The following is a 24,153-nucleotide window of genomic DNA, read 5'->3' on the forward strand; positions in this document are numbered from 1 at the left end:
GGATAAAGAGAAAATGGTTTTTGTTCCTAAGAGAATTGGTGTCTTAACCAGTATGATAGAGATCGATTTATGATTTCATGTATAGGATCATTCAGGCTATGATATAATAATCTTATGTTATGAACTTTACAAATATATGTTTTGAGGATGGTTTATGGTGAATAAAAATTATTTAGAAAAAGAGCTTTATAAAAAAATTAGATCTGATTCAAGTCTTTTTGATTTTATTCAGTCGGGATCTTTGGACGGAATTTGGTACTGGGATTTAGAAAGACCTGAAAATGAATGGATGAGTCCAAAGTTTTGGGAAACGCTAGGCTATAATCCTAGGGAAAAAAAGCATTTATCCAGTGAATGGCAAGACCTCATCTTTCAGGAAGATTTAGAAAAAGTCGAGGAAAATTTAGAAAAACACTATGAAGACGCCTCTTATCCATTTGATCAAATCGTCCGGTATCGACACAAAAGTGGGTCTACGGTTTGGATACGTTGTCGTGGGTTGGCTATTCGTGACAAAGCAGGAAAGCCTATCCGATTATTAGGATCGCATATAGATATTACCAGACTAAAAGAGGTTGAAAATGAAAAAACTCGATTGTCCAAAGAATATGAAAAAGTCTTTAATGGAACGCAAGATGCGCTTTTTTTGCTTGAAGTGTTGGGGCCATATGAATTCCGATTTCTTCGAAATAATATAGCGCACCAGACTAAGACTGGCATTAGTCTGAAACAGATACAGCACAAAACGCCTCAAGAATTACTAGGCAAGGAAACAGGAGACTTAATATCTATAAATTATCAAAAATGTGTGGAATACAAAACCAGTATTACCTATGAAGAAGAATTGGATTTGCCTGGTGGCATTCGAATCTGGACTACCACATTAACACCTATTATAAGAGATGATAAAACTGCTTTTATTGTTGGTTCAGCTGCTGATATTACGGAACGCATTGAGAACCAACGAAAGCGAATCGCTTCAGAAAATCTATTATTAAAAGTAATCAATAATATTCCAATGCGTATTTTTTGGAAAGATCTAAACTTAGAATATCTTGGATGTAACAGCCATTTTGCAAGGGACTCAGGTTGGGGTGTGCCAGATAAAGTAGTTGGTAAAACGGATTATGATATGAGTTGGAAAGACTTTGCAGAAACCTACAGAGAAGATGATTTAGATGTGATGGTGCAGGGAAAAGAAAAAATTAACTATATTGAAAAAGTAATCAACCAACATGGAGAGTTGCGCTATGTACGTACGAGTAAAATACCTCTTTATGATCAAACGTCGAAAGTGTTTGGTATGTTGGGAACCTTTGAAGATATTACGGATACCTTGCAATTGGAAGAGGCTTTAAAAGAAAGTGAACAACGATATGAAGAGCTATCGGAAAAAAGCAAAGCAGTAGCCTTCGAGCTAGATCATACAGGGATGTATACTTATGTCAGCCCTTCTGCAAAAGCCATTCTGGGATATGAGCCAGATGAGCTGGTAGGAAAGCACTATTTTTATGATATTTGTTCATTGGAAAACCGCAGGGCCTTAAAAGAATTTGGAGAATCGGTCATTGCGGAGGGGAAAATAGTTTCTGATTTTGAGCATAAATTACAGAAAAAAAATGGAGAAGCAGTTTGGGTCACCACTAATGGATTCAGCATGATGGATAAACATGGAAAGGCAAAAATATTTCGTGGAATGGATATAGATATCACACATATCAAAAAAGCCGAAGAAAAAATTCGATATCTAAGTTTTCATGACCAATTAACAGGACTATACAACCGCCACTTTTTAGAAACAGAAATTGAAAGGTTGGATACTTTTCGAAATTGGCCATTGACGGTTATGATGATAGATGCTAATGGACTTAAGCTTATTAATGATGCTTTTGGGCATCAAGCAGGAGACGAACTCTTGGTAAAGATGGCAAAGGTTTTGAAAGAAAGTGTTCGTGTAGATGATATCATCTCTCGAATTGGTGGAGATGAGTATGTGTTATTGCTTCCTAAAACAGATGAGAAAGAAACAGAAAAAATGATTGAAAGAATCAAAGTAAAGACTAAAGAAACCAGGATTAAGGGACTTCCTCTTTCTTTTTCTTATGGTTACTATACAAAGTGGAATGAAAAGTTAACAATGGAAGATGTGCAAAAAATGGCAGAAACAAAAATGTACAACCAAAAGAATGAAGGGCGAAAGACGTTGAGAAGAGAGATGATTCGAAAAATTCTTGAAATTCTATTCGATTCCTTGCCAGATGAAAAGGCCCATGCAGAAGAAGTTTCAGATATTTGTATCAAAATTGGAAAAAATTTGGGTTTCGAGGAAGATCAATTGGAAAAGCTAGGATTAGCATCCTACTACCATGATATTGGTAAAATTGCCATTGATAAGGAACTCCTTCAAAGTCAATGCCGACTAACAATGGATCAGCGAGAAGAAGTACAGCGACACTCTGAAACTGGATATGTTATTCTAAGCTCATCCTCGGATTATCTGGATATCGGTGAAGACGTGTTGCATCATCACGAGCATTACGATGGTGGTGGTTATCCTAGTGGGTTAAAAGGCAAGGAAATCCCCTTGAATGCTCGAATTATTAGTGTTGCTAATTTTTATGACGGAATCACCAGGAATAGGCCCCATAGAAAGGCGATTCAGCAAGAAGAGGCATTGAGTCATATAAAGAAACTAAAAGGCAAGCGTTTCGATCCGAAAGTGGTAGAGGCCTTGTGTGTCCACTATTCATCTGTTTGAGGGATAAGATCATGGAGAGTATGTATGCGATCTAATCGTTTTGAGACAACATAAGTTACCAGCACGCCAGCTAAAATGCGAGAGGCAAGAATTAACCAGCCATTGGCACCGATAGCAACAAAGATAATCACATCTTCAAAAACTGCATGGCAGCTGGCTAAAAAAACCGAAAGAAGAATCAAGTCCCGGTGTGATAGGTTCCCTTCTTTTGCACTTTGAACAATGACACCAGCCCCGTAGGCTAATCCAAAAACAATTCCTACCATTAGGGGGAATCCAGATTCTTTAGACATGCCAAGAAAGTTGGTAATGGGTTTCATGAATTTACTCAAGTAATCTAATATATAATAGTCTTTAGCGATCTGCATGGCAATCATCAGTGGAAAAACCACTTTTGCAATATCAAATACAGAAGAGAGGCTACCGATGAAGCCTTCTTTTAAAATGGCAGTTATATCCATGCTTATATCATCCTTCCTGCAAAGGTTCCTAAAATAAGTCCGGAGACCAGCATTAGGCCAACCCTAAGAATAATTATTTTTGTTCCACTGACCTTAAGCCGAGTTGCCACGGCTGTTTCAACAAAGAGAGAATGAGAAAAGTTTAGCATTACAGCTAAAATTGTAATTTCGAATGGGTTGAGAGAAAGAGCTTGGATGGCACCAACACCCGAATAAAGACTTAAGAGATTCCCCATGACTAAAATCATAGCGGCTTCTCCTGGTAGATTAAAAAAGCTCATAAGCGGTTCAAAACTGCGGGCAATCAGGTCGATGATTGGTGTGTGATGTAGGATGGTGACGATGAAATAGACAGGGATAATAATTTTTCCCAACATGATCATCGTATCAATTCCATTTCGAAAACCTTGCTTAATTGATTGGAAAAGCAAATCGTTCTCCTCCTTCATTAATTAGAGCAGAGTATATATAGTATATATCTATGATTATATCGGATGTTGCAAAGGAATGTCAACGCACGCTGGGAATAGGAGGCTAAAGCCAACTCGAAGCAACGTAGAATTAAAAAGTAGAGGGAGGAAGAATCTAAAGATCATTTTTAGCAATCAAAGAAATATAGGCGTTTACATCAAACTTTCTTTTACATCCATTTTTATTCATATAGCGAATCTTTCCAAAGACTGGCCGCTCAAACCAAGCTCTGTCGTGAACACCGCCAATGCTCCAAGCGATGCCAGCATAGCCATTGGGATCACGCCCGTCCAAGAAGTATTTATCGTTCAAGTAAATAGCGTGATGTTGAGCTTCTTCAGGAGAATGACTCCATTCCAGTATTTTTTTTGCCCAGTACATACGTAAATAGCCGTGAAGTTTTCCATTTTTACTCATATCTAGCTGACATGCGTTCCATAGGTCATCGTGGGTACTAGCGTTTTCCAGTTTTTCCAAAGGGTAGTGGTATTCTCGCTTATCTTGAAGGTGAGCAGCAAGGGATTGTTTAGCCCAATTTGGGAAACTATGTGATTTATCATAAGATGGATTGTAAAAACAGAAATTTTCAGATAGTTCTCTTCGGATGATCAGTTCTTCTAAAAAACTGTTTTTGGAAGCTTGATTTCCCACTTGCTTCTGAATAGCAAGTGCCACTCCTTGAGGAGAAAGCTGACCAAAATGAAGATAAGGGGAAAGATTGGAAATGACATTTTTCAAAGGATCATTTCGATTTGAATCATAGTAGGCAAATTTATTCTGAAGAAAATCCATCAACATTTCTTTGCCGGCTTTTTCGCCTGGTGTTAGCCATGTTACAGGTGGTACGGTTCGATCTATTTTTAAATTTTGCCTTAGTGCTAGCCAGTTTGTAGAAGTTATATTTCCTGTCCAAGGATAAGGGTGGACTTCTAAATCTGTAAAGGGTTCAAGAAACTCTGGGAGGAGGCGATTAATTTTAGGGCGAAGGGTATAGGCGGCATATTCTTGTTTGGGTGAAGCTATCCAGCAAGGTACAATATTGTGAGCATCCACTTGGTAGATGGGAACCGACACATTTTTCTTTAGGGTATCCAACCATCGTTGGTGAATTTTAAGGGGATTAAAATCTATAATCAGCGAGGATGCTTCGTTTTCTTTCAAAAAAGAGGGTAAGGTTTGATCGGCTGATCCATTCAACATGATAAATGGTATTTTAAAAGTAAGAAGTGTATTTTCCACTTCCTCCAATCCCTTCAGCATAAAATCATATTGCCTTAAAGTGGCGCCTAAAAAACTTGGAGCCAAGGAAAAGACCACGCACAAAGGCACTTGTTGTTGTAAAGCAAGTTTTTGTGCGAATAGAAGGCCCCAGTGATCATATACTCGCTGGTCTCTGCTCATCCAATATACAACAGGACCTTGTGGCAACTTGTGTTCACGATATACACGGATTCTTTTAGGATTCATCTGTATTCCTCCTTATATGGAGCATCACTTTATTCTATTGTATCCAATCGGGAAGGAGATGGGAAGGATTAAAATTTAAAGGTATTAAAAATGCAATTCGGGTAAAAAGTCGGAATATACTTAATATAAATGCTAGTATAAAATGAGGGGTGTCTTTAATCAACGACCAAAATAGAGTCGCTCTCCATGGACCAGTAGTTGAAAGAAGCAAAGAAACTATTTTTATGTGGGAGGGTTTGTTATGAATTTATCAAAAAGAATGACCTTGCATGTGAGTATGATTGTAATCCTAGTCGCTGTATCTTTAGGCCTTGTATCAATTACATTAAGTGGAGCGAGCATTCGAGGGCAAGTAGATCATGCATTGGCTCAACAGGCTCAGGATGGGTCTAAGTTAATTGCAGATGTAGTGGAAGAACAGTTGGCAACTTTTCAAGAAGCAGCCAATCGGTCAGACGTTCAGACGATGGATTTTGAGTTACAGCAAAGGGATCTTAGAAGAGCCGTAGAAAGATTGGGCTATATGGACATAGGGATTGTATCACCAGATGGAAACACCAATTATGTATCGAGTGGCGATGAGGCGGAGTTGGGTGATCGTGGATATGTGAAAAGAGCTTTTAACGGTGAACCAAATGTGTCGGATGTGATTATCAGCCGTGTTACTAACAGTGCAGTGCTGATGTATGCAGTGCCAATTTATGCGGATGATGCACATAGTAGGATTGTAGGGGTTATGATTGGTCGGCGAGATGGTAATTTTTTAAGTGAAATAACTGGGGGGTTGGGTTACGGAGAGCAGGGCTATGCGTATATGATTAACGATGCAGGAACCATTGTAGCTCATGACGATCGCAATATGGTAATGGAACAATTTAATCCGATGGAGAGAGCTAAAGAAGACGATTCCTATCAAGTGCTTGCTGGTAGTTTTCAAGATGTTCTTGCGGATGGCATAGGTGTAGGAGCGTATACGATCAATGGAGAAAATCTACATACTGGTTATACAGAAGTAGAAGGTACTAACTGGTATCTTATCATTAATGCAATGGAATCGGAAGCTTTGGTTGGATTGAATCGCTTAATACGTTATATGATAATGGGAGCTACTTTGATTCTGATTGTAGGGATAGTTGCTTCTCGTATGCTTGCGAATTCAATTTCGAGGCCAATTAATGAATTGTCATGTATCTTAGAAAAGCTTTCAAACTATGATCTTTCTTTTGATGAGAGTAGCAAGGCATCTGCCTACCTGAAACGCAAAGATGAAATAGGAACCATTACCAATTCGATGTTAATCATGCAACAAAATTTCATCAATCTTATCCAAAAAATTTCTGAAAGTGCTGAAAATGTTGCTTCTTCATCAGAGGAGCTTACAGCAACAGCCCATCAATCCACGGCGGCTGCCAATGAAGTAGCTAAGACTATTGAAGAAATAGCCCAAGGAGCTTCTGATCAGGCTAAAGATACAGAGTCAGGCGTTATGAGCGTTAATCAAATGGGTCATCTTATTATGGAGAATCGTAAAGCGATGGAAGGGCTTAATCGGTCAGCAAAAGAAATGAGAGACGCAAAAGAACAAGGAACAAGTTCACTTCATTTCACCATTGAAAAATACAAAGCAAGTTCAACGGCTACTATAGAAATTGGAGATACGATTCTAGAGGTTAATAATAGTGCTAAACAGATTCAAAGTGCAAGTGGAATGATTCAAAGTATTGCTGAACAAACCAATTTATTGGCGTTAAATGCAGCTATAGAATCAGCAAGGGCAGGTGAAGCAGGTCGTGGATTTGCAGTGGTGGCAGAAGAAATTCGAAAGTTGGCAGAAGAAACAGGTAGATTTACAGCGGAAATAGAAAAGGTGATTATCGATTTAAACAGCAGGACTGAAGGTGCTGTTAAAACAATGGATGAAATAGAGTCTATTGATGGAGAACAGGCAAAAGGAATAGAGGATACCCAGGATAAATTTGAAAGAATAAATAATGCTATTATACAGGTAGAAAAGATGATCCATCAGTTGAATGAATCTGGAACTGAAATAAACAGCAAAAAAGAAGAAATTGTTGGCGTCATGGAAAACTTATCGGCTATTTCTGAAGAAAATGCTGCGGGTACTCAGGAAGCTTCTGCATCGGTAGAAGAGCAAACTGCGGGAATGGAGGAAATTGCACGATCCAGTGAAGCTTTAGCCAAGCTTTCAGAAGAGATGCAAGCAACTATTTCTCAGTTCAAATACTAAATAGTGGTCATGGTGGCTCATATTCTCGAATACACTGAGGAAAAGTGAAGATTCAACGTGGATCCTTTGACTTATTCTAGGAATAAAAAAATTGGTTAATTCCTTAGGAGGCTATGCATATGTTTCGGTTTAGACATAAAATCAGGGTAAGGTATCCAGAGGTTGATATGCAGCAAATTGTTTTTAATGCCAATTACCTTACATATTTAGATATGGCATGGGTAGAGTATTTAAGAAATATTGGTCTTAATTATAGTGAACTCATTAAAAACAATGAATTTGACTCTGTTATTGCTAAAGTGACCATGGAATATAGAAAGCCAGCTCGTTATGACGAAGTATTAGACATCTATGTCCGTGTTGAAAAAATTGGCAACAAAAGCCTCTTAATAAGATTTATGATATGCAGAGAAAATGCTGAAGATATTCTTTTAGAAGCGGAGATGGTACATGTCAGTTATAATATAAAAGCAGATAAATCTTGTGCTATTCCAGAATTTGTAGCAGAAAAAATTCGTATTTTTGAAGAAATGAAAAATAAATAGTGTCTCGAAAAAGCGATGGTGTCCGAAATTAAAGACACTGTCCGAAAAACAAGACAAAACGCTAAGAGCATCTTATCATAGAGGGTAAGGTGTTTTTTTTATTTAGTTGTATGAAATTTAGGACAGTTCAGTAAGGGATGAAATAAAATGATCGACGATATTTTCAGATAAATCGCACAAATGAAAGGATTTGAAGAAGAGTAGAAAACTGGCATGGGATTTGCAACGTAAATAGGAAAGAAAAAACACTAAGATAAGAATAGGAGAGTGATAAGCAATGGAAAATGCACTATGGATTAACGAGAGAGCATTGACAAGTGTAGAAAAAATAAGCAGAGATGCAACTAATGATGGAATTATGTCAGACTTTAATTACCCTAGGGATAGAATTATAACAGAAGTGGTGGAATCTGGATTAAGAAGTCGTGATGGTAGAGGGGATTCGGTTGGTTATTATATGGAAGCTTTATCGGAGTATCAAGGGGAAAAAAGTATAACAACGAGTATTATGAATTCAAAACTTGATGAGATGTTAGCTCTTCAAAATCCATACTCTTTAATTCTAGGGATGTATTTATCCGCTAAATCTATGAATGCAAAGGAAGTGACTTTGTTTGTGAGCAATGAAAAACAGTTTATTGCTCACATGCTCAACATTCGGATAAAACAACTTGAAAAAATGGGCTATTTTAGAAGTTATGAGGTGACGTTTTCGGTTCATATTATTCCGCAGGAACATATTCATTATGCAGAAGATATTTCATTGTTGACAAACTTTCGTGAGAATTTAAGTCAGGCTCGATGTCCTTTTTATGGAGTAGAAGAATTGTGGAATAATAGAAGGCATTTTGCCATTAATGTGGAGACATTTCTTAATATTTCCTTGGTGATTCGTAATGGGAGTGAATGGTTCCGATCCAGCGGAAAAAAAGATCATTATGGATCAAAAATATTCTATGTTCACTACGAAGAGGATGGTTATTTGATTGAAGTTCATATGGGTTCAACACTTCAGGAAATGATGAAGAAGGCTTCTGAAAAAATGAACCTACCAGATCAATATGTGCTGCATATAGGAGGCGAGATGGGATGTTATATTTCTAAGGCTCAGCTTGACCTGAAAATTGATTTCGCTTCCTTTCGGGAAGCAGGTTTATTGCTAGGAGCATCTGCGGTGGAAATTATCACTGAAGAACAGGCCGATAAAAAACTATCCATAGCAATTCAAAAAAGTCATGAAAAATCTTGCGGGAGATGTTCTGTTTGTCGAGAGGGAACTAAGCGTCTTAGTGAACTAGTTCTGAAACAGCAAGAGGAGAAGCAATTCTATCATGGAGAAAAAATTAATTATCTTAGCAATGCTATTGGGAATTCAGCACTATGCGGATATGGGAAAGTGGCTATGAATATGCTACTGGCTGCTTCGAAGAAAAGTATTGTGAGTGCTTATAGATCTTAAAGAGAAAGATAGGAGGTTTAAAGAATGGAAAGGATTACGATTACAATTAATCAACAGAAAGTAACGGCAAATAACAATGAATCGATTTTGAATATATGTCGAAGTCATCAAATACCAATTCCAACGCTGTGCCATCATCCTGATTTAAGAAATGAGGGCAACTGTCGGATGTGTGTAGTGGAAGTAAAAGGGGAAGAGAATTTAGTGGCTTCTTGTAATATCAAAGCTCAGAATGGAATGGTGATTGAAACCGAAAGTGAAAAAGTGATAAACTCAAGAAAATCTACATTAGAATTATTGATCTCTAATCATCCAAATGATTGTTTAACTTGTGACAGAACATCAGGAGAGTGTCAGCTACAAGAATTGTGTTATCAATACGATGTATCACGAGGCGAACCTTTATTGGATCCGATAAAAAAACAGAAACGGTTAGATGAATCAAGTCCTTCTATTGAAAGAGACTTGAGTAAGTGTATTGTCTGTGGAAAGTGTATTCGTGTTTGTGGGGAAACTCAAGATATTGGCGTTTACCAATATCAGGAGAGGGGGTTTGACACCATTGTTTCTACAAAAGGCAATCAATTGCTAACGGAGACAAATTGCATCAATTGTGGTCAATGTGTAAAAGTCTGTCCGGTGGGAGCTTTGATTGAAAAACAGGATATTCGCAGGGTGATGCAGGCTTTAAGGGATCCTAAAGTACATGTGGTGGTGCAAACAGCGCCAGCAGTCAAACATACCATGGGAGAACTTTTTGGTATGGAGCCTGGGAAGGATGTTTCTGGTAAACTGAATGCTGTATTGAAATCTTTAGGAGCAGATAAAGTGTTTAGTACTGACTTTGCAGCAGATATTACAATTATGGAAGAAGGGATTGAATTTATTCAGCGTCTTAAAACCGGCGGGAAGTTACCCATGTTTACTTCTTGTTCCCCAGGATGGATAAAGTATGTAGAGAATGAGTTTCCTCAGTTTACTGGGAATATTTCTAGCTGTAAATCACCACAGCAAATGCTAGGAGCGCTTTCCAAGTCATATTATGCTGAAATAAATCAGGTGGATCCTAAAAATATATTTAGCTTGTCCATTATGCCTTGTACCGCAAAAAAATACGAAGCTCAGCGCGATGAAATGGTTGTTAATGGAATTAGAGATGTAGATGCAGTGTTAACAACCAGGGAATTAGCTAGATTCATTAAATTGGAAAGAATACCCTTTAAAAAATTAAAGGATGAACCGTATGATGATTTCCTTGGAAATCATACCAGTGCTGGGCGGATTTTTGGAACTTCAGGAGGAGTTATGGAAGCGGCTTTGAGGACTGTTGCGTGGATATTGACAGATGGAGAACTAGATCGTATTGACTATAAAAGTGTTCGAGGTTTAGAAAGTGTTAAGGAAGCATCGCTGGACATTGCCGGCATCAATATTAAGGTAGCGGTGGCTCATGGAACGGCTGCAGCCAAAGTACTGCTGGATAAAATTGAATCTGGCGAAAAAAACTATCATTTTATAGAGGTGATGGGTTGTCTTGGTGGCTGCATCAATGGAGGCGGTGGACCGCTTCAAGACTCTATGGAAATCCTTCAGAAGAGAATGGAGGGAATGTATCAAATGGATAAAAATGCAGCATTAAGGATGTCTCATGAGAACCCGCTTGTGACGCGGATCTATGAAACATACCTTGGTGAGCCAGGGGGACATAGAGCGCATGAATTGTTACACACCCATTTAAATACATGATGCAAGGAGTGGAAGAATGTCGACTATGACGGAACGAAGATTAGAAACAGCGTTGCTAACAAAAACAGCGGTACTCCTTGCCCTGGCTCTGGTATTTCAAATTGGTCTTTCATCCTTTTCTCAGCCAGTGGTAGGGCCATTGGTAAACATGGTGCTGATTTTAGCAGTGTTGACAGTAAGTAGGGGAGCAGCAGTCATCATTGGTTGTCTAACTCCATTAGCAGCATATATGTTGGGAATCATGCCATTGTTACCTGTGCTACCTATTATTATGATTGGAAATTTAATGTTGGTGATTGTATTTAATTTACTTTATTTTAATAATAAATGGTTGGCTGTATTATCTGCAAGTATTGCTAAATTTTTTGTGATGGCACTCTTGATTCGCTTTATAGCATACACAGTTTTTTCCAGCATACCAACTCCATTGATTACAGCTTTTTCGATGCCTCAGTTTTATACAGCTTTTTTAGGCGGGGTTATGGCGTTAATAGTTCATCAATATCTTCCACAAAGAATGAAATAATAAATCCTATGTGATTGCTAGGGGGTAAGGTTAAAAGCTAAATCTTCTGACACAGGCGGTTTTATGTAAGCATCTTATGTGAAGTATGATAAAATAAATGCGATAGATAGATTTGAAGGATATGGTTTAATGGAGGTATAGTGAATGCCAATTGTATCGGATGCTAAAACAACCTGTAAGAAATGCTATTCTTGTGTTCGTGGATGTCCTGTTAATGCCATAAGATTTGAAGAGGATCAGGCAGAATTGATGAAAGAAGAATGTGTTCAATGCGGATTCTGTGTAAATGCCTGTTCTCAGAAAAACAAAGTGTTGCGATCGGATATGAAACTGGTGGAAAACTCTCTATCGAATCGCTGGATTAGTACCATTGCCATACTAGCGCCATCTATTGTAGCGTTTTTTTCTGAAGATCCAAATCAACTGGTAGGTGCATTAAAAAAAATTGGGTTTGATATGGTTTACGAGGTAGCACAGGGTGCATCTATGGTTTCTAGAGAGTATGCAAAACTATATCAAGAGCCTATTGATAAGCCGATCCTCACTTCGCCTTGTCCAGTTATTGTTAACATGGTGGAAAAGCATTATCCATCCTTAATTCATCATTTAGCACCAATTATTTCTCCTATGATTGCTGTGGCGGATCATATTAAGAAAAAACAGAATGTCAGTACGCATATTGTTTTTATTGGACCTTGTATCGCCAAAAAAACAGAAATCGATAAAGAATATGCGAAAAATACCGTAGATTATGTATTGCTTTTTTCTGAACTGAAATCTTTGTTTTTGCAATGTGAAATTCAACTGGAGAAAACAAGGCCTGCTTCTTTTGATCATTTTTATGAAGAATGTCGTGGGCAAGTATTTCCAGTTGCTGGCGGATTGCTGAAAGCAGCAGAAATCAGTACAGATATCCTTAATAATAAAATCACGGTAGTGGAAGGAAAAAAAGAAGTGATAGAAACCTTGCGGGCTATTGAACAGAGAAGGTTGGAGCCAATGTTGATAGACATTCTCTACTGTAAAGGGTGCATTGATGGTCCTGACTTTTTTTTCGATAAAAATTCACTGCAGTACAGAAAAGCAAGAGTCATTGAATTTGCCAAAAAAAGTATTGAAAAAAGAGCAGGAGAGCCTGATAAACCAGTGAAGAAGAACAAAGTGCAGATTACTAGGAGGGTGTATTACAAAACCCTTCAACAACAAAGGGTTATCCCTAATAATGTAGAAATTAGAGATATACTGGCAAAGAGTCAGAAATATACCCAGGAAGATGAATTGAATTGTGGTGCCTGTGGTTATGAAACGTGCAGGGAAAAAGCCATAGCAGTATATCAAGGAATTGCAGAGTTTCAGATGTGCTTGCCCTATTTACTGGGTCAAAAGGAAAACGAAGTATATTATTATAAAAAAAGAGTAGAAAATTTCATGGAAAGCGTTAAAGAAATAGATGAACGAATTATTGGACACTCAGATTCTGTTAGAAACATTAAAAATTTTATTGTTAATGCGTCTAAAACAAACTCCACGGTGCTTTTGTTGGGTGAAAGTGGTACGGGTAAAACGTATATAGCCAATAACATTCACCTTTGTGGTGAAAGACGAAATGAAGCTTTTGTGCACATTAATTGTAGTGCTATCCCAAAAGAATTAATAGAAGCAGAATTATTTGGGTATGAGGATGGGGCTTTTACAGGAGCGAAAAAAGGTGGAAATTCTGGTAAGTTTGAACAGGCTAATGGCGGAACAATTTTTCTGGATGAAATTGCGGATATGAGTCCGCAGATGCAGGCAAAACTACTGCAAGTGATTCAGGACAAGGAAATTCAGCGGGTGGGTGGTCAAAAGACTATTCCATTAGACGTTAAAGTTGTCACAGCTACTAATAAAAAGCTACAAGAAGAGATAAAGAACGGCACGTTTCGAGAAGATTTATTTCATCGAATAAACGTATTAACATTTACGGTTCCTTCTTTAAAAGAAAGATCTGAGGATATCCCTTTATTGGTTGAGCACTTGATGAATAAGTTATCAGAAAAGCACAAGCTTCCTGTTAAGTCTGTTAGCAAAGAAGCCATGACAGTGTTATGCGAGTATAAATGGCCTGGAAATGTCCGTGAGTTAGAAAACTTATTGGAAAGACTGTTGAATATGGTAGAAGGAAGCCAAATAAAAGAGAAGCATATGCCACTTCATTTATGGAAAAACGAGAATATTAACCCTCTTACAAATGAAATACAGCCATTGGATGTTTTATTGGAAAGGGTTGAAAAAGAAACTATTGAAAACGCACTAAAATCCACGAATAATAATCGAACCCAAGCAGCAAATTTGCTTAAAGTATCTCGATCTAACTTTTATGAAAAACTGCGGAAACATAGGATTGAATAAATTATCGTTTCAATGATATGAAATTGAGGGGATTGTTATATTTCTTCGATGGTGGGTATATAAGATATGATTTCAATAAGATAGGATGGATGACAATGAAAAAAGTAAAGTTTTACCATTGGACTTGGTGTCCCTTTTGCATTCGCGCAAAAGAATTGTTGATGGAAAAAAATATTTCCTTTGAAGAAATTAATATTGATGGTGATCAAAGAACAATGGATCGTCTGACGACTATCAGTGGAAGTGATACGGTTCCGCAAGTTTTTGTAGATGAGGTCTATATTGGTGGTTGTGATGAGTTGATTGAACTAGAAAAGAATGGTAAATTAGAAGAAGTCTTTACTTAATTGAATTTACTGTAGTAAATAAATGCCAAAAGCAGATTAATACATCTCTGCTTTTGGCATTTATATGTTTGATTAGGATGTAATGGAATGAAAATGATTATCTGAAATCATCGAAGAAGGATAAGGCTCGCTCTGGCGATAATTTACGATGAACTAAGGCTGGTCCTTCTCGTAGCACTTTTCGTTGCTCTGTATAGGTTGGCTTTTTCTCTTGATAAAGAATACCAAGAGGTATTCCTTCTTCCCATTCAAAAGCCTTTTGTAAGGCCGTTTGTTTGTTGCTGGAGTCGTAATTATCCGGAAGTAAATAGGTGTTGTTTTGATACCACTTGAAGGTATTTACTTTATTAAAGACCACACAGGGTTGGAAAATATCTAAGAGTGCGTAACCTGGATGCATAATGGCTTCTTTCATCAATTTGATTAACTGCTCTCTTTCTCCAACAAAACCACGAGCAACAAATGTAGCTCCCATTGTAATGGCTAACGCTAAGGGTTTTATAGGATCTAAAGTTACCCCTTCTGTTTGAATCTCTGTCGTATGCTTCATTTGGGTGGTGGGAGAAGCCTGGCCTTTGGTGAGGCCGTAAATCATATTATCATGCACAAAATGGGCAATATCTAAATTTCTCCTCATGTTATGAATAAAGTGGTTACCACCCTCGCCATAAGAGTCTCCATCACCGGTGTTAACGATGACTGTCAGATCCTTGTTTGCAATTTTTGCCCCTAATGCTGGTGGTAAAGCACGGCCATGTAATCCATTAAAGCCGTTGGTATTGATGTAATGAGGTGTTTTTGCTGCTTGACCGATACCTGAGCAAACCAGTACATCGTGAGGATTTTTATTTAACTGTGCCAGGGCTTCTTTCAGAGCTGCTAACAAAGCATGGTTTCCACAACCTGGGCACCAGGCAGAAGGGTCTGTAGAATTAAAACACTTAACATCTGTCACTTAAAGCACCTCCTTCTTAAGGGATTCAACAATTTCTTCTGGTGTCATTTGTCTTCCGTCATACTTCAAATAACTGTGGTGACAGGGGATTCCAGTTTCTTGTCGAATCAATTTTGCCAATTGGCCAGTAAAATTTTGCTCAATGTTAACAACAGACTGTGCAACTTTAGCAAGTTTTTTTAGTTTTTCAGTTGGTAATGGCCATAGATCTCCAAAAACAAGAGCAGCAATATCTGGACAATTTTTTTCTTTCTCGAGTAGCTGAAGAGCTTCCTGTAAAGGTCCCGCTGTAGAGCCCCAGGCAACGAATAAGATTTCTGGATTGCTAGAACCCCAATGCCAAGGTTCTTCTACTTCTTGTTTAAGCAATTCCATTTTACCCATTCGTTTATTCATCATCTGAATTCTTACTTCTGCAGATTCTGTAATATGACCTGCCTCGTCGTGCTCGTCACTGTCAGCCAGTACCACTTGCCCTGATATTTTTCCAGGGATTAGTCTTGGCGAGATGCCATTATCGGTCCTAGCATATCGCTGGTAAGGGGATTCTTGGGTATACTGGCTTCCTTCATCAAGATGCCTCTGAATGGTGATGCGAGACAAGTCGAAGGGTTCTGTTGTCACAGAGTAATCTGCTAAATATTGGTCACTGAGCAAGAGAACTGGTAGTTGATATTTTTCTGACATATTAAATGCTCGAGCTGTTTGATAAAAAGACTCCTCAGGATTCCGGAGAGCTGTTATCATTCGAGGGATTTCACCATGGGAAGCTGTCAGTAAAAAGCTAAGGTCGCTCTGTTCGGTTCGGGTAGGTAGGCCAGTAGCTGGACCAGGTCTTTGTACATTGGCCACCACAAGAGGAGTTTCGGTGATAGCAGAAAGTCCAAGAGCCTCAGTCATTAATGAAAAACCACCTCCAGACGTACCTGTCATAGCTCGAATACCAGCATAATTGGCGCCGATAGCCATATTAATGGCAGCAATTTCATCTTCAGCCTGTTCTACTACAATGCCAGCTTCACTTTGTTTTTCAGCTAAATAGTTCATTATACTTGTAGAAGGCGTCATAGGATAAGCACTGTAAAAAGTGACGCCAGCAGCGATAGCTCCTAATGCAATTGCTTGATTACCGTTGATCAAAAGACGGTCTGTTGTGTCGCCGGGAACTAGGGTTATGCGAGTGTTTGTTAAAGATGCTCCCATTTTTAATGCTTTTAAATTAGCTTCAGGAGATTTGTTCTGAAAAGTTTCACGAATCATGTCCTCCATTACCTTAAGATCTAATCCATACCATTTAAGCAATAATCCTAGAAAGACCGTTGTGAAAGTTTTGGGATTACCGCTTTCTTTGGCAGTAGACTCCAATGGAAAGACAAGAACTTGTTCTTTTTTTGGCTCTAACTTTTCATCGCAAAGAAGATATCCTTCTGGATGAAGTTTTGGAAGGTGTTCTTCAATGGTTTTATGATCCATTGCAACAATTAAATCCAGTGAATATCGATGAGAAACTAGAGGTTTATCGCTGAAGCGAATTTGAATAAAATTATGCCCTCCTCGAACTCTGGACATATAATCCTTGTTGACGAAAACGTGATATCCACAACGCATAAGATATCGCTCTAGTAGGCTGGATAAAGTATCCATGCCCTGACCAGCGGAACCGCCGATTAATAAATTATGATCCAACAGGACCCCTCCTTTTATGGTAAAATAGCCTTAAAATACTGACTAAAGTAGATATACCCATTCTATGAAGTGAATAACAATGAGGAAGTGGAATTTATGGAAAGAGCCTATGAATTACTGGCACCAGTCGGGAATAATGAAGCACTAAAAGCAGCTGTTCAAAATGGAGCAGATGCTGTTTATTTGTCTGGTAAAGCTTTTGGAGCAAGGCAGTTTGCTGGAAACTTTACTTCAGAAGAACTAATTGATGCAGTAAGGTATTGTCATATTAGAGGAGTATCTGTGTATGTGACTGTCAATACATTAATTTTTAATGAGGAAATGGACTCGTTAAAATCATATTTAGAATTTCTTTATATCAACGATGTCGATGCAGTAATACTCCAAGATATGGGTGTTTTGCAATATATACGTAGCGTATACCCTGACTGGTCAATACATTGCTCGACACAAATGTCTACCCAAACTGTAGCGGATATAGAATTTCTGGAAAAGGAGGGAGTTCAGCGCGTAGTACTGGGCAGAGAAATGTCTCTAGAAATGATCCGAAAAGCCAAAGAGAAAACAAAATTACAGCTTGAAGTTTTTGTTCACGGAGCGTTATGTATTTCTGTTTCGGGACAATGCCTTATGAGTAGTATGATTGGAGGTAGAAGTGGAAATCGAGGCAGGTGTGCCCAGCCCTGTCGACAAAAATATACAATCGTACAAGGAGATAATAAAGTGTCGTTTAATTCTAATGGAGAGAAATATTTATTGAGTCCCAAAGACCTTTGTACATTGGAAGACATTCAATCTATTGTGAAGGCAGGAGTTTATTCTTTTAAAATAGAGGGACGGATGAAAAGTCCTGAGTATGTAGCAACGACAGTTCGTGCATATCGAGGAATGTTGGATACCATGGAAACAGGAATTAAAACGAATGTATTATTGAAAAAAGAAGAGCTGAGAGTTTTTAATCGTGGATTTACCAAAGGTCATCTTTTGGGAGATTCGGGAAAATCCTTGATGAATCCCTTTTATCCAGGAAATCAGGGTTGTTTCCTTGGAACTGTAACAGGGTATGATGAAAAAAAACAAAAGGCAACATTGATGTTGCGGGAATCCTTAAATCAAAACGACGAAATTCAGCTACGTCGCAATGGAGAAACGGTTGGTGGAAGGGTAGAGAAATTGGAAGTGAATGGTACTCTGGTAAAACACTGTGCTTCAGGAAAAATATGCACCGTAAACTTTAAACATAGTTGTAATTTGGGAGAAAAGATTTTTAAAACGTATGATGACATGTACATGAAATCAGTGAGAGATACTTATCATAAAGAAATGTTAACCATTCCAGTGCGAGTAGAAGTAATCATCGAATATGGAAAGTCGGTATCTGGAATCATTTCAGATGGAATGAATGAAGCAGAGGTTTCTGTAGGTGTTTTTCCTGAAAAAGCTGTGAATAGAGGGTTGACAGAAGAAAAGGTAATTCTACAGATTTCAAAGCTAGGAGGCACCCCTTTTCAAATGAAAGAAGTGAAAGTGTGTTTGGAGCCAAAACTATCTGTCTCCATGAGTGTATTAAACCAATTGCGTAGGAATTTAGTAGAAGCATTAGTACAAAAAAGAAAAAAACGTTACATAAGAAATACTTCTTTTAAGGAAACAGAACTAAAACCAAAAAAAGGGGGCCTGTTGCAGGATAGTTCTGTGGCATCCATTCAGTTATCTTGCTCTATAACTAGTTTAGAACAATTGGAAGCATTGATAGAAATGAAAGTAGGGGCTGAAATACAGAATATTTATTTTCGCGATCCGCATATGCTGGAAGCTGCTATGGAATTGGTGTGGAAGCATGGATTTGAAGGAAAGCTTATTCCTGAAATATTTAAATTGTCTACGGATGAAGAATTATTACGACACAGAGATCAGATTCAAAAGTTAGGTATAGATACAGTTCTGATTCAAAATCCAGGTCATTTCAACGTTTTTGAGAGTTTTATAAAAATTGGCGATCAATCTTTGAATGTGGTGAATGACGATTCCTACGCATTCTATCAAAACTTATCATTACAGCGGATTACTTTGTCCCCTGAGTTGAACCTTAAACAGATTCAGTGCATGAATCTGAGTCCTAATCAAACAGAAATCATTGGATATGGATTTTTACCAGTGATGGCACTAAAGCATTGTCTGCTGAGTGACGCAAGAAATTGTGAAAAAAAGAATGGGTTATGCAAGAAAGGTCAATTCTATATAGAGGATCGAAAGTCAGAATGTTTCCCTATTCAACCTCGGTTTTCTTGTTATACTGACATACACAATGCAAAAAAAATCCATCTAATAGAAAATATAAATGATTTAAGGAATGCTGGGGTTGGTATGTTTCGATTGCATTTTTTACATGAAAATAAAGCGGAAACAGCCTCTATTCTCCGTCTTTACCTGAATATTTCCAAAGGAATTGTCCGTCCTCAGGATGAGGGGGTATTAGAACGGTTAAAAGAAGAAGGCGTGACAAAGGGGCATTTGTTTAGAGGGGTTGAATAAAGCTGGAGGTTGAAAGTAGAGAATGCGACTAGTGATATGTTGGATAGGGCGTATTCTTTGATGGTGAAAAGGATAGGCGGAGATGAAAGGGGTTTGTAGAAATGAAAGGGATTCGATATGTTTTACTGATGGTAGTTTTTTTGTGGATGGTTACTGGAACTGTTCTTGAAAGCAGTGCCAGCCAGCCAGCGTTAAGAATTGAAATGAATGGAAGGCCCATTGTTTTTGGAGAGGTAAATCCTTTCATAGACGAAAACAATCGGACAATGGTACCTGTGCGATTTGTCAGTGAAGAGCTGGGAGCTGAAGTTTTTTGGGATGGCGAGTCGCAAGCGGTTACCATAAAGCAAGATTATGATGTTATCCAACTGTGGATGAACAATTCGTTGATTTGGATTAATGGGGAATATCGGCAAATGGATACAAAGATGGTGTTAAATCGGGAGCACAATCGCAACTATGTTCCATTACGTTTTGTGTCTCAAGGTTTGGGTGCTTCAGTTGAGGTTGATGATTTCCAAGATGGTATGCTAATTACAATAACTCAAGATGAAAAGCGAAGCTTTACTGGAATTGAAAGCATCAGTATAGGAGATTCGGAAGCCAATGTACTTGAAACCCTAGGTACACCAGACCGGAAAGAGCTGACTCCATATGGATATCAGTGGTGGGTATATGGAAGTGATGGCAATAGTCCTTATAGGTTGGTAGGTGTGCAGAGCGGGACAGTGGTGACAAGTTATACCGATGATATGGATTGGTCGTATCAGGGTGTTGGAGTTGGAACCAGCATGGATAAGGCGCGGCAAATACTGGGGATACAAAATCAGATTACTTTTAGAGTAGGTCCTGTCCAATATCGTTTCAATCAGAATATCAACCTTGATGAAAATGAGTCGGATTATTTTATCTTGGACGACAATGCCATGCTGATCCTTTATTACGATATTCATGAGAATCATACAGTGACAGCAGCAAGATTTGTGACCTTGTCACTGGTACCGAAATTTGGAAATATGGATCTTGAGTTTGAATTCCCATCAGGGCATAAACCAGACCTCAGCCTTCCGTTCTTATCACCGGAAGAAAAAGAAGTAGTTCGACGAGGTAATGAACAAATAATGTTTGACCTAGTGAATTCCATCAGAAGACGAAAGGATTTACCAGAGTTGGAGTGGCATGAGGGCCTAAGAGAAGTAGCGTATCTTCATTCCGTGGATATGTCAGACAATCAGTTTTTTAGCCATCAATCCTCTCTCAATAAAGGCCCTGGTGAACGAGTGAAAGCATCAGATATTCCCTTTGAATCCGTCAGGGAGAATATTGCCATGGGACAAATGGATGCCATTAAAGCTCATCAAGGGTTAATGAATAGTTTGGGCCATCGGGAGAATATTTTAAACAGACAGGTGGATATGGTGGGAATTGGTGTTTTTGAATTATACTATACACAAAAATATATGAAATAGTTTTCAGAAACCCGCTCCACATGGGAGCGGGTTTCTGACCTAAGAGACCATTATGAAGTTAGGTTTGCGTAGGCAACTGCTAGTTTTGCGGCCACCCGTGCGTTATGATAGACAAGTTCTTTATTAGCTTTCAGGCTTTTTCCTTCCGTGGCTTGGTGCAGATAGGATAGGATAAAAGGGGTGATGTCTTTGCCTTTGATTCCTTGTTCTTCAGCTACGCACACTGCTTCATTGATGGATTGGCTGATGAGATTTGGATTCATCTCATAGGCATGAGGAATAGGATTGGCAACAACCATGCCACCCTTGAGGCCCATGTGCCATTTTGCATGTAAAGATTGAGCTATCAGTTCGAGATTGTCAGCATGATCATCCACGGGAAACCCACTGTCTCGTAAGTAAAACCCAGGGAAAGCACTGGTTTGGTAGCCGACAACTGGCACTCCGTGAGTTTCCAGTATTTCTAGTGTAAGGCCGATATCCAGGATAGACTTGGCACCAGCACAAACAACAGCCACATTCGTTTTAGCCAATTCCATTAAATCGGCAGAAATATCAAAGCTTTGAGCCGCTCCTCTGTGAACTCCACCAATGCCACCGGTGGCAAAAATTGGAATACCTGCCATAGCAGCACCAATCATTGTTGTGGCCACTGTGGTTGCGCCGTCTTCTTTTTTTGCTAGAATCATTGGCAAATCCCGACGGCTAGCTTTGCGAATGCCTTGCTCTCTTCCAAAGTGCTCCAGCTCATCTTCGTTTAATCCGATTTTTATTTTACCATTCATCACTGCGATGGTTGCAGGAACGGCACCATGAAGACGAATTTCCTCCTCAGATCTTTTTGCACTTTCGATATTTTCTGGATAGGACATACCATGGGAGATGATGGTAGATTCTAAGGCTACAACAGGTTCTTTGTTTTGAAGGGCATGGAATACTTCTGGATTTATTTCTAAGTGGTCATACATTATTATTCTCTCTCCTTTATTCATTTTTTATGATCTGTCGAATATGATCAACGCTCATTTCAGTGCTAACGGTTAAAGGGCTGGAAATTGCAATCACAGCAGCTCCCATGGCAAAATGTGCGATTTCTTTTATAGGCCACTCTTGAAGTTCGCCGTAAACTACGGCTGCAGTGACAGTATCACCAGCACCTGTTGCGTTGACAACTCGGGCTTTTGCTGCTGGAATCAACCCATAATTGCCTTGATCGGCGAAAAAGATGCCTTCGTTACCCAAGGTTATGTAGAGACGATTCAAGCCCTTTTTCATTAACTGACAGGAAGCCTGGATAAGGGTATGTTCGTTTGTAATAGAGATTCCTGATAAATAACTGGCTTCTAGACGATTCATCTTTAGACAGTAAAAGGTGTTTCGTATGCTTTGCATACGAGAACATTTTTTTACGGAAACTGGATCTAGGAAGGTTTTATGATTAGGATAATTATCAGATAGATATGTCATAACCTCTGGAGCAAGTCCTGCATCCAATACAAGTGCAGAAGCTTCCGATAAAAGAGTATGTTGCTCTTTTAAATGTTGGATGGGAAGTTCGTCTAGGATTTGCATATCGGAAAGAGCTAAGGCCATATCTCCATCTTGATCCATAATGGCCATATAGGAAGATGAATTTTTTCCAGGCAAAGTAATACTGTGTGACAAATCGATGCCTAATTGTGTGCACTCATTTCGAATACGATTTCCGTTGGCGTCATTCCCGAGAGCAGTAATCAAATATGTCTTAACCCCTAAACGAACTAAGTTTTCACTAATGTTTCTAGATACGCCGCCAAGACATGTTTGAATAGAACCAGGATTTGAATCTTTCATATACAGACTGCTTTCTGAAAAACCTTGTATATCAATATTAGCAGCTCCAATGGCAACAACTGTATGAGGCATAAGGAATCTCCTTTTAAAAATAATAGTTGATCATACTCATAGCTTAGTGTACATGATTCTAAGTAATTTGACCAGAAAATTAATCAATATAAATTAGAAGAGTAGGTTTACAGAGTCAATCAATTTAAAGAACGGGTAAAGATTGATCATTGTAGAAATAAATGATAAAATTGATAATAATTTGCAAGAAGCATTACAGTGCTAGAAAAAAGGAGTGATACTTTGCATATACTTGCGGGAATGGTCATAAGCATGCTACTGTCAGGTAAAACAAAGAAAACTCATCTAGGTAGATCACCCAAAGACTTTGTTGTTACCCATGCTTCAAAAGGACGAATGAGATTGTATAGTACAAAATTGAAAAATAGTAGAATTTCTGAAGTTTTGGCGGCTGAACTTCAAAAAGTTGCAGGGGTTAATAAAATTGAATCAAACCCAGTGACTGGATCGGCGTTAATTCTATACGATGCTTCTCAAATTAAGGCAGATTTATTAGCAGGAGCTGTTTATCAATTATTAGGATTAGAGCCGTTGGAACAATCTCAAAATAGTGCTTCGGTTTTCAGGGAAATACATGAGATTAATCGTTCTTTCAGTCAGGCGTTAATGGAGAAAACCAATGGTGCAATCGATTCTCGAACTTTGGTGGCAGGAACCTTTTTAGCCCTAGGGATCAAAGAGTTAGTAAACAAAAAATCTTTAGGGATGCCAGCTCCAATTACTTTGTTTTATTGGGCCTATAACTCATTTGGAATCAATAAGAACTCTTGAATTGAAAGGTGAAATGGATGAATCTGGAGAATATTATTTTTAAAATTATGTTAAAATTTAAAGTGAAGCATGCGATCCCAGGTAGAATGAGAATTCATGTGCCTTATAGTCAAAAGATTCCTAAGAAATGGCAAGTGCCACCAGAGAAAATGAACTTTTTTACTCAGATTGACGGGGTTAATGAAGTAACCTTTTCCTACATTACTGGCAATGCATTAATTTTATATGACAGCAGTAAAATTACTCAAGATGAAATAATGATAATATTGAAAAGAGCTGCCGAAATACTCCAACAGCATCGAAAAGAAATTTGTCATATAGCGGATCAAGATCAGGAACGTGCATTGAAGTTTCTTCAAAATTTGCTAGAGACGCATTTTGATTTAACGCCAGGAAAATAGTGATAAACCAAG

19 protein-coding genes are annotated in these 24,153 nt (G+C 38.4%); 12 read left to right on the plus strand and 7 right to left on the minus strand.

Annotated features, from left to right (window positions below; all coding sequences use genetic code 11):
- The first annotated feature begins 157 nt into the window (after nt 1-157).
- The gene (locus tag ACZ47N_RS12520) at nt 158-2,758 is read left to right on the plus strand and encodes a PAS domain S-box protein (RefSeq protein ID WP_464886883.1); all 2,601 of its coding nucleotides are present in this window, start codon (nt 158-160) and stop codon (nt 2,756-2,758) included.
- Here the strand turns inward: ACZ47N_RS12520 and ACZ47N_RS12525 are convergent.
- The 3 genes from ACZ47N_RS12525 to ACZ47N_RS12535 all read right to left on the minus strand — a co-directional run bounded on the left by ACZ47N_RS12525 (nt 2,743) and on the right by ACZ47N_RS12535 (nt 5,157).
- Nucleotides 2,743-3,219, minus strand: a complete 477-nt coding sequence (locus ACZ47N_RS12525) for a nucleoside recognition domain-containing protein (protein ID WP_464886884.1) — start codon at nt 3,217-3,219, stop codon at nt 2,743-2,745. The two genes, ACZ47N_RS12520 and ACZ47N_RS12525, sit on opposite strands and share 16 nt — an antisense overlap.
- 2 nt (nt 3,220-3,221) lie before the next feature.
- Nucleotides 3,222-3,650, minus strand: coding sequence for a nucleoside recognition domain-containing protein (locus ACZ47N_RS12530; protein ID WP_464886885.1), 429 nt, complete (start codon nt 3,648-3,650; stop codon nt 3,222-3,224).
- Nucleotides 3,651-3,804: 154 nt separating this feature from the next.
- A complete protein-coding gene (locus tag ACZ47N_RS12535) occupies nt 3,805-5,157 on the minus strand; it encodes a deoxyribodipyrimidine photo-lyase (protein ID WP_464886886.1) in 1,353 nt (450 codons plus the stop codon).
- A gap of 241 nt (nt 5,158-5,398) precedes the next feature.
- Between ACZ47N_RS12535 and ACZ47N_RS12540 the strand changes: the two genes are divergently transcribed.
- From ACZ47N_RS12540 to grxC, 7 genes are all read left to right on the plus strand, one after another.
- On the plus strand, nt 5,399-7,405 hold the full coding sequence (locus ACZ47N_RS12540; RefSeq protein WP_464886887.1) for a methyl-accepting chemotaxis protein: 2,007 nt from the start codon (nt 5,399-5,401) through the stop codon (nt 7,403-7,405).
- 119 nt (nt 7,406-7,524) lie between these two features.
- Complete coding sequence (locus ACZ47N_RS12545; protein WP_464886888.1) at nt 7,525-7,950, plus strand: acyl-CoA thioesterase; 426 nt, start codon at nt 7,525-7,527, stop codon at nt 7,948-7,950.
- A 277-nt stretch (nt 7,951-8,227) separates the two neighbouring features.
- Nucleotides 8,228-9,409, plus strand: a complete 1,182-nt coding sequence (locus ACZ47N_RS12550; protein WP_464886889.1) for an NADH-ubiquinone oxidoreductase-F iron-sulfur binding region domain-containing protein — start codon at nt 8,228-8,230, stop codon at nt 9,407-9,409.
- Between the two features lie 24 nt (nt 9,410-9,433).
- Complete coding sequence (locus ACZ47N_RS12555; protein WP_464886890.1) at nt 9,434-11,155, plus strand: NADH-dependent [FeFe] hydrogenase, group A6; 1,722 nt, start codon at nt 9,434-9,436, stop codon at nt 11,153-11,155.
- A 16-nt stretch (nt 11,156-11,171) separates the two neighbouring features.
- On the plus strand, nt 11,172-11,681 hold the full coding sequence (locus ACZ47N_RS12560; protein ID WP_464886891.1) for an ECF transporter S component: 510 nt from the start codon (nt 11,172-11,174) through the stop codon (nt 11,679-11,681).
- A 144-nt stretch (nt 11,682-11,825) separates the two neighbouring features.
- Nucleotides 11,826-14,072 (plus strand): sigma 54-interacting transcriptional regulator, encoded by a 2,247-nt coding sequence (locus ACZ47N_RS12565; RefSeq protein WP_464886892.1) that lies wholly within the window; start codon nt 11,826-11,828, stop codon nt 14,070-14,072.
- A 95-nt stretch (nt 14,073-14,167) separates the two neighbouring features.
- On the plus strand, nt 14,168-14,419 hold the full coding sequence (gene grxC, locus ACZ47N_RS12570) for a glutaredoxin 3 (RefSeq protein ID WP_464886893.1): 252 nt from the start codon (nt 14,168-14,170) through the stop codon (nt 14,417-14,419).
- Between the two features lie 97 nt (nt 14,420-14,516).
- Here grxC and ACZ47N_RS12575 read toward each other — a convergent pair whose 3' ends face one another.
- Both ACZ47N_RS12575 and ACZ47N_RS12580 read right to left on the minus strand, forming a co-directional pair.
- Nucleotides 14,517-15,374 (minus strand): 2-oxoacid:ferredoxin oxidoreductase subunit beta, encoded by an 858-nt coding sequence (locus tag ACZ47N_RS12575; protein WP_464886894.1) that lies wholly within the window; start codon nt 15,372-15,374, stop codon nt 14,517-14,519.
- The gene (locus ACZ47N_RS12580; protein ID WP_464886895.1) at nt 15,375-17,060 is read right to left on the minus strand and encodes a 2-oxoacid:acceptor oxidoreductase subunit alpha; all 1,686 of its coding nucleotides are present in this window, start codon (nt 17,058-17,060) and stop codon (nt 15,375-15,377) included.
- Nucleotides 17,061-17,156: 96 nt separating this feature from the next.
- Here ACZ47N_RS12580 and ACZ47N_RS12585 point away from each other — a divergent pair, with 96 nt between their 5' ends.
- The gene (locus ACZ47N_RS12585; RefSeq protein ID WP_464886896.1) at nt 17,157-19,595 is read left to right on the plus strand and encodes a U32 family peptidase; all 2,439 of its coding nucleotides are present in this window, start codon (nt 17,157-17,159) and stop codon (nt 19,593-19,595) included.
- A gap of 101 nt (nt 19,596-19,696) precedes the next feature.
- Nucleotides 19,697-21,064, plus strand: a complete 1,368-nt coding sequence (locus ACZ47N_RS12590; RefSeq protein WP_464886897.1) for a stalk domain-containing protein — start codon at nt 19,697-19,699, stop codon at nt 21,062-21,064.
- A 50-nt stretch (nt 21,065-21,114) separates the two neighbouring features.
- Here the strand turns inward: ACZ47N_RS12590 and ACZ47N_RS12595 are convergent, their stop codons facing one another.
- Nucleotides 21,115-22,032 carry a pseudouridine-5'-phosphate glycosidase gene (locus ACZ47N_RS12595; RefSeq protein ID WP_464886898.1) on the minus strand — a complete coding sequence of 306 codons (918 nt, stop codon included), beginning with the start codon at nt 22,030-22,032 and terminating at the stop codon, nt 21,115-21,117.
- Nucleotides 22,033-22,048: 16 nt separating this feature from the next.
- Nucleotides 22,049-22,969 (minus strand): carbohydrate kinase family protein, encoded by a 921-nt coding sequence (locus ACZ47N_RS12600; RefSeq protein ID WP_464886899.1) that lies wholly within the window; start codon nt 22,967-22,969, stop codon nt 22,049-22,051.
- A 222-nt stretch (nt 22,970-23,191) separates the two neighbouring features.
- Here ACZ47N_RS12600 and ACZ47N_RS12605 point away from each other — a divergent pair, with 222 nt between their 5' ends.
- Entirely contained in the window at nt 23,192-23,740 is a 549-nt protein-coding gene (locus ACZ47N_RS12605; RefSeq protein ID WP_464886900.1) for an HMA2 domain-containing protein, read from the plus strand.
- A 17-nt stretch (nt 23,741-23,757) separates the two neighbouring features.
- Entirely contained in the window at nt 23,758-24,141 is a 384-nt protein-coding gene (locus ACZ47N_RS12610) for an HMA2 domain-containing protein (RefSeq protein WP_464886901.1), read from the plus strand.
- The last annotated feature ends 12 nt before the right edge of the window (nt 24,142-24,153 follow it).

It is taken from the genome of Tindallia texcoconensis (genome assembly GCF_055383815.1).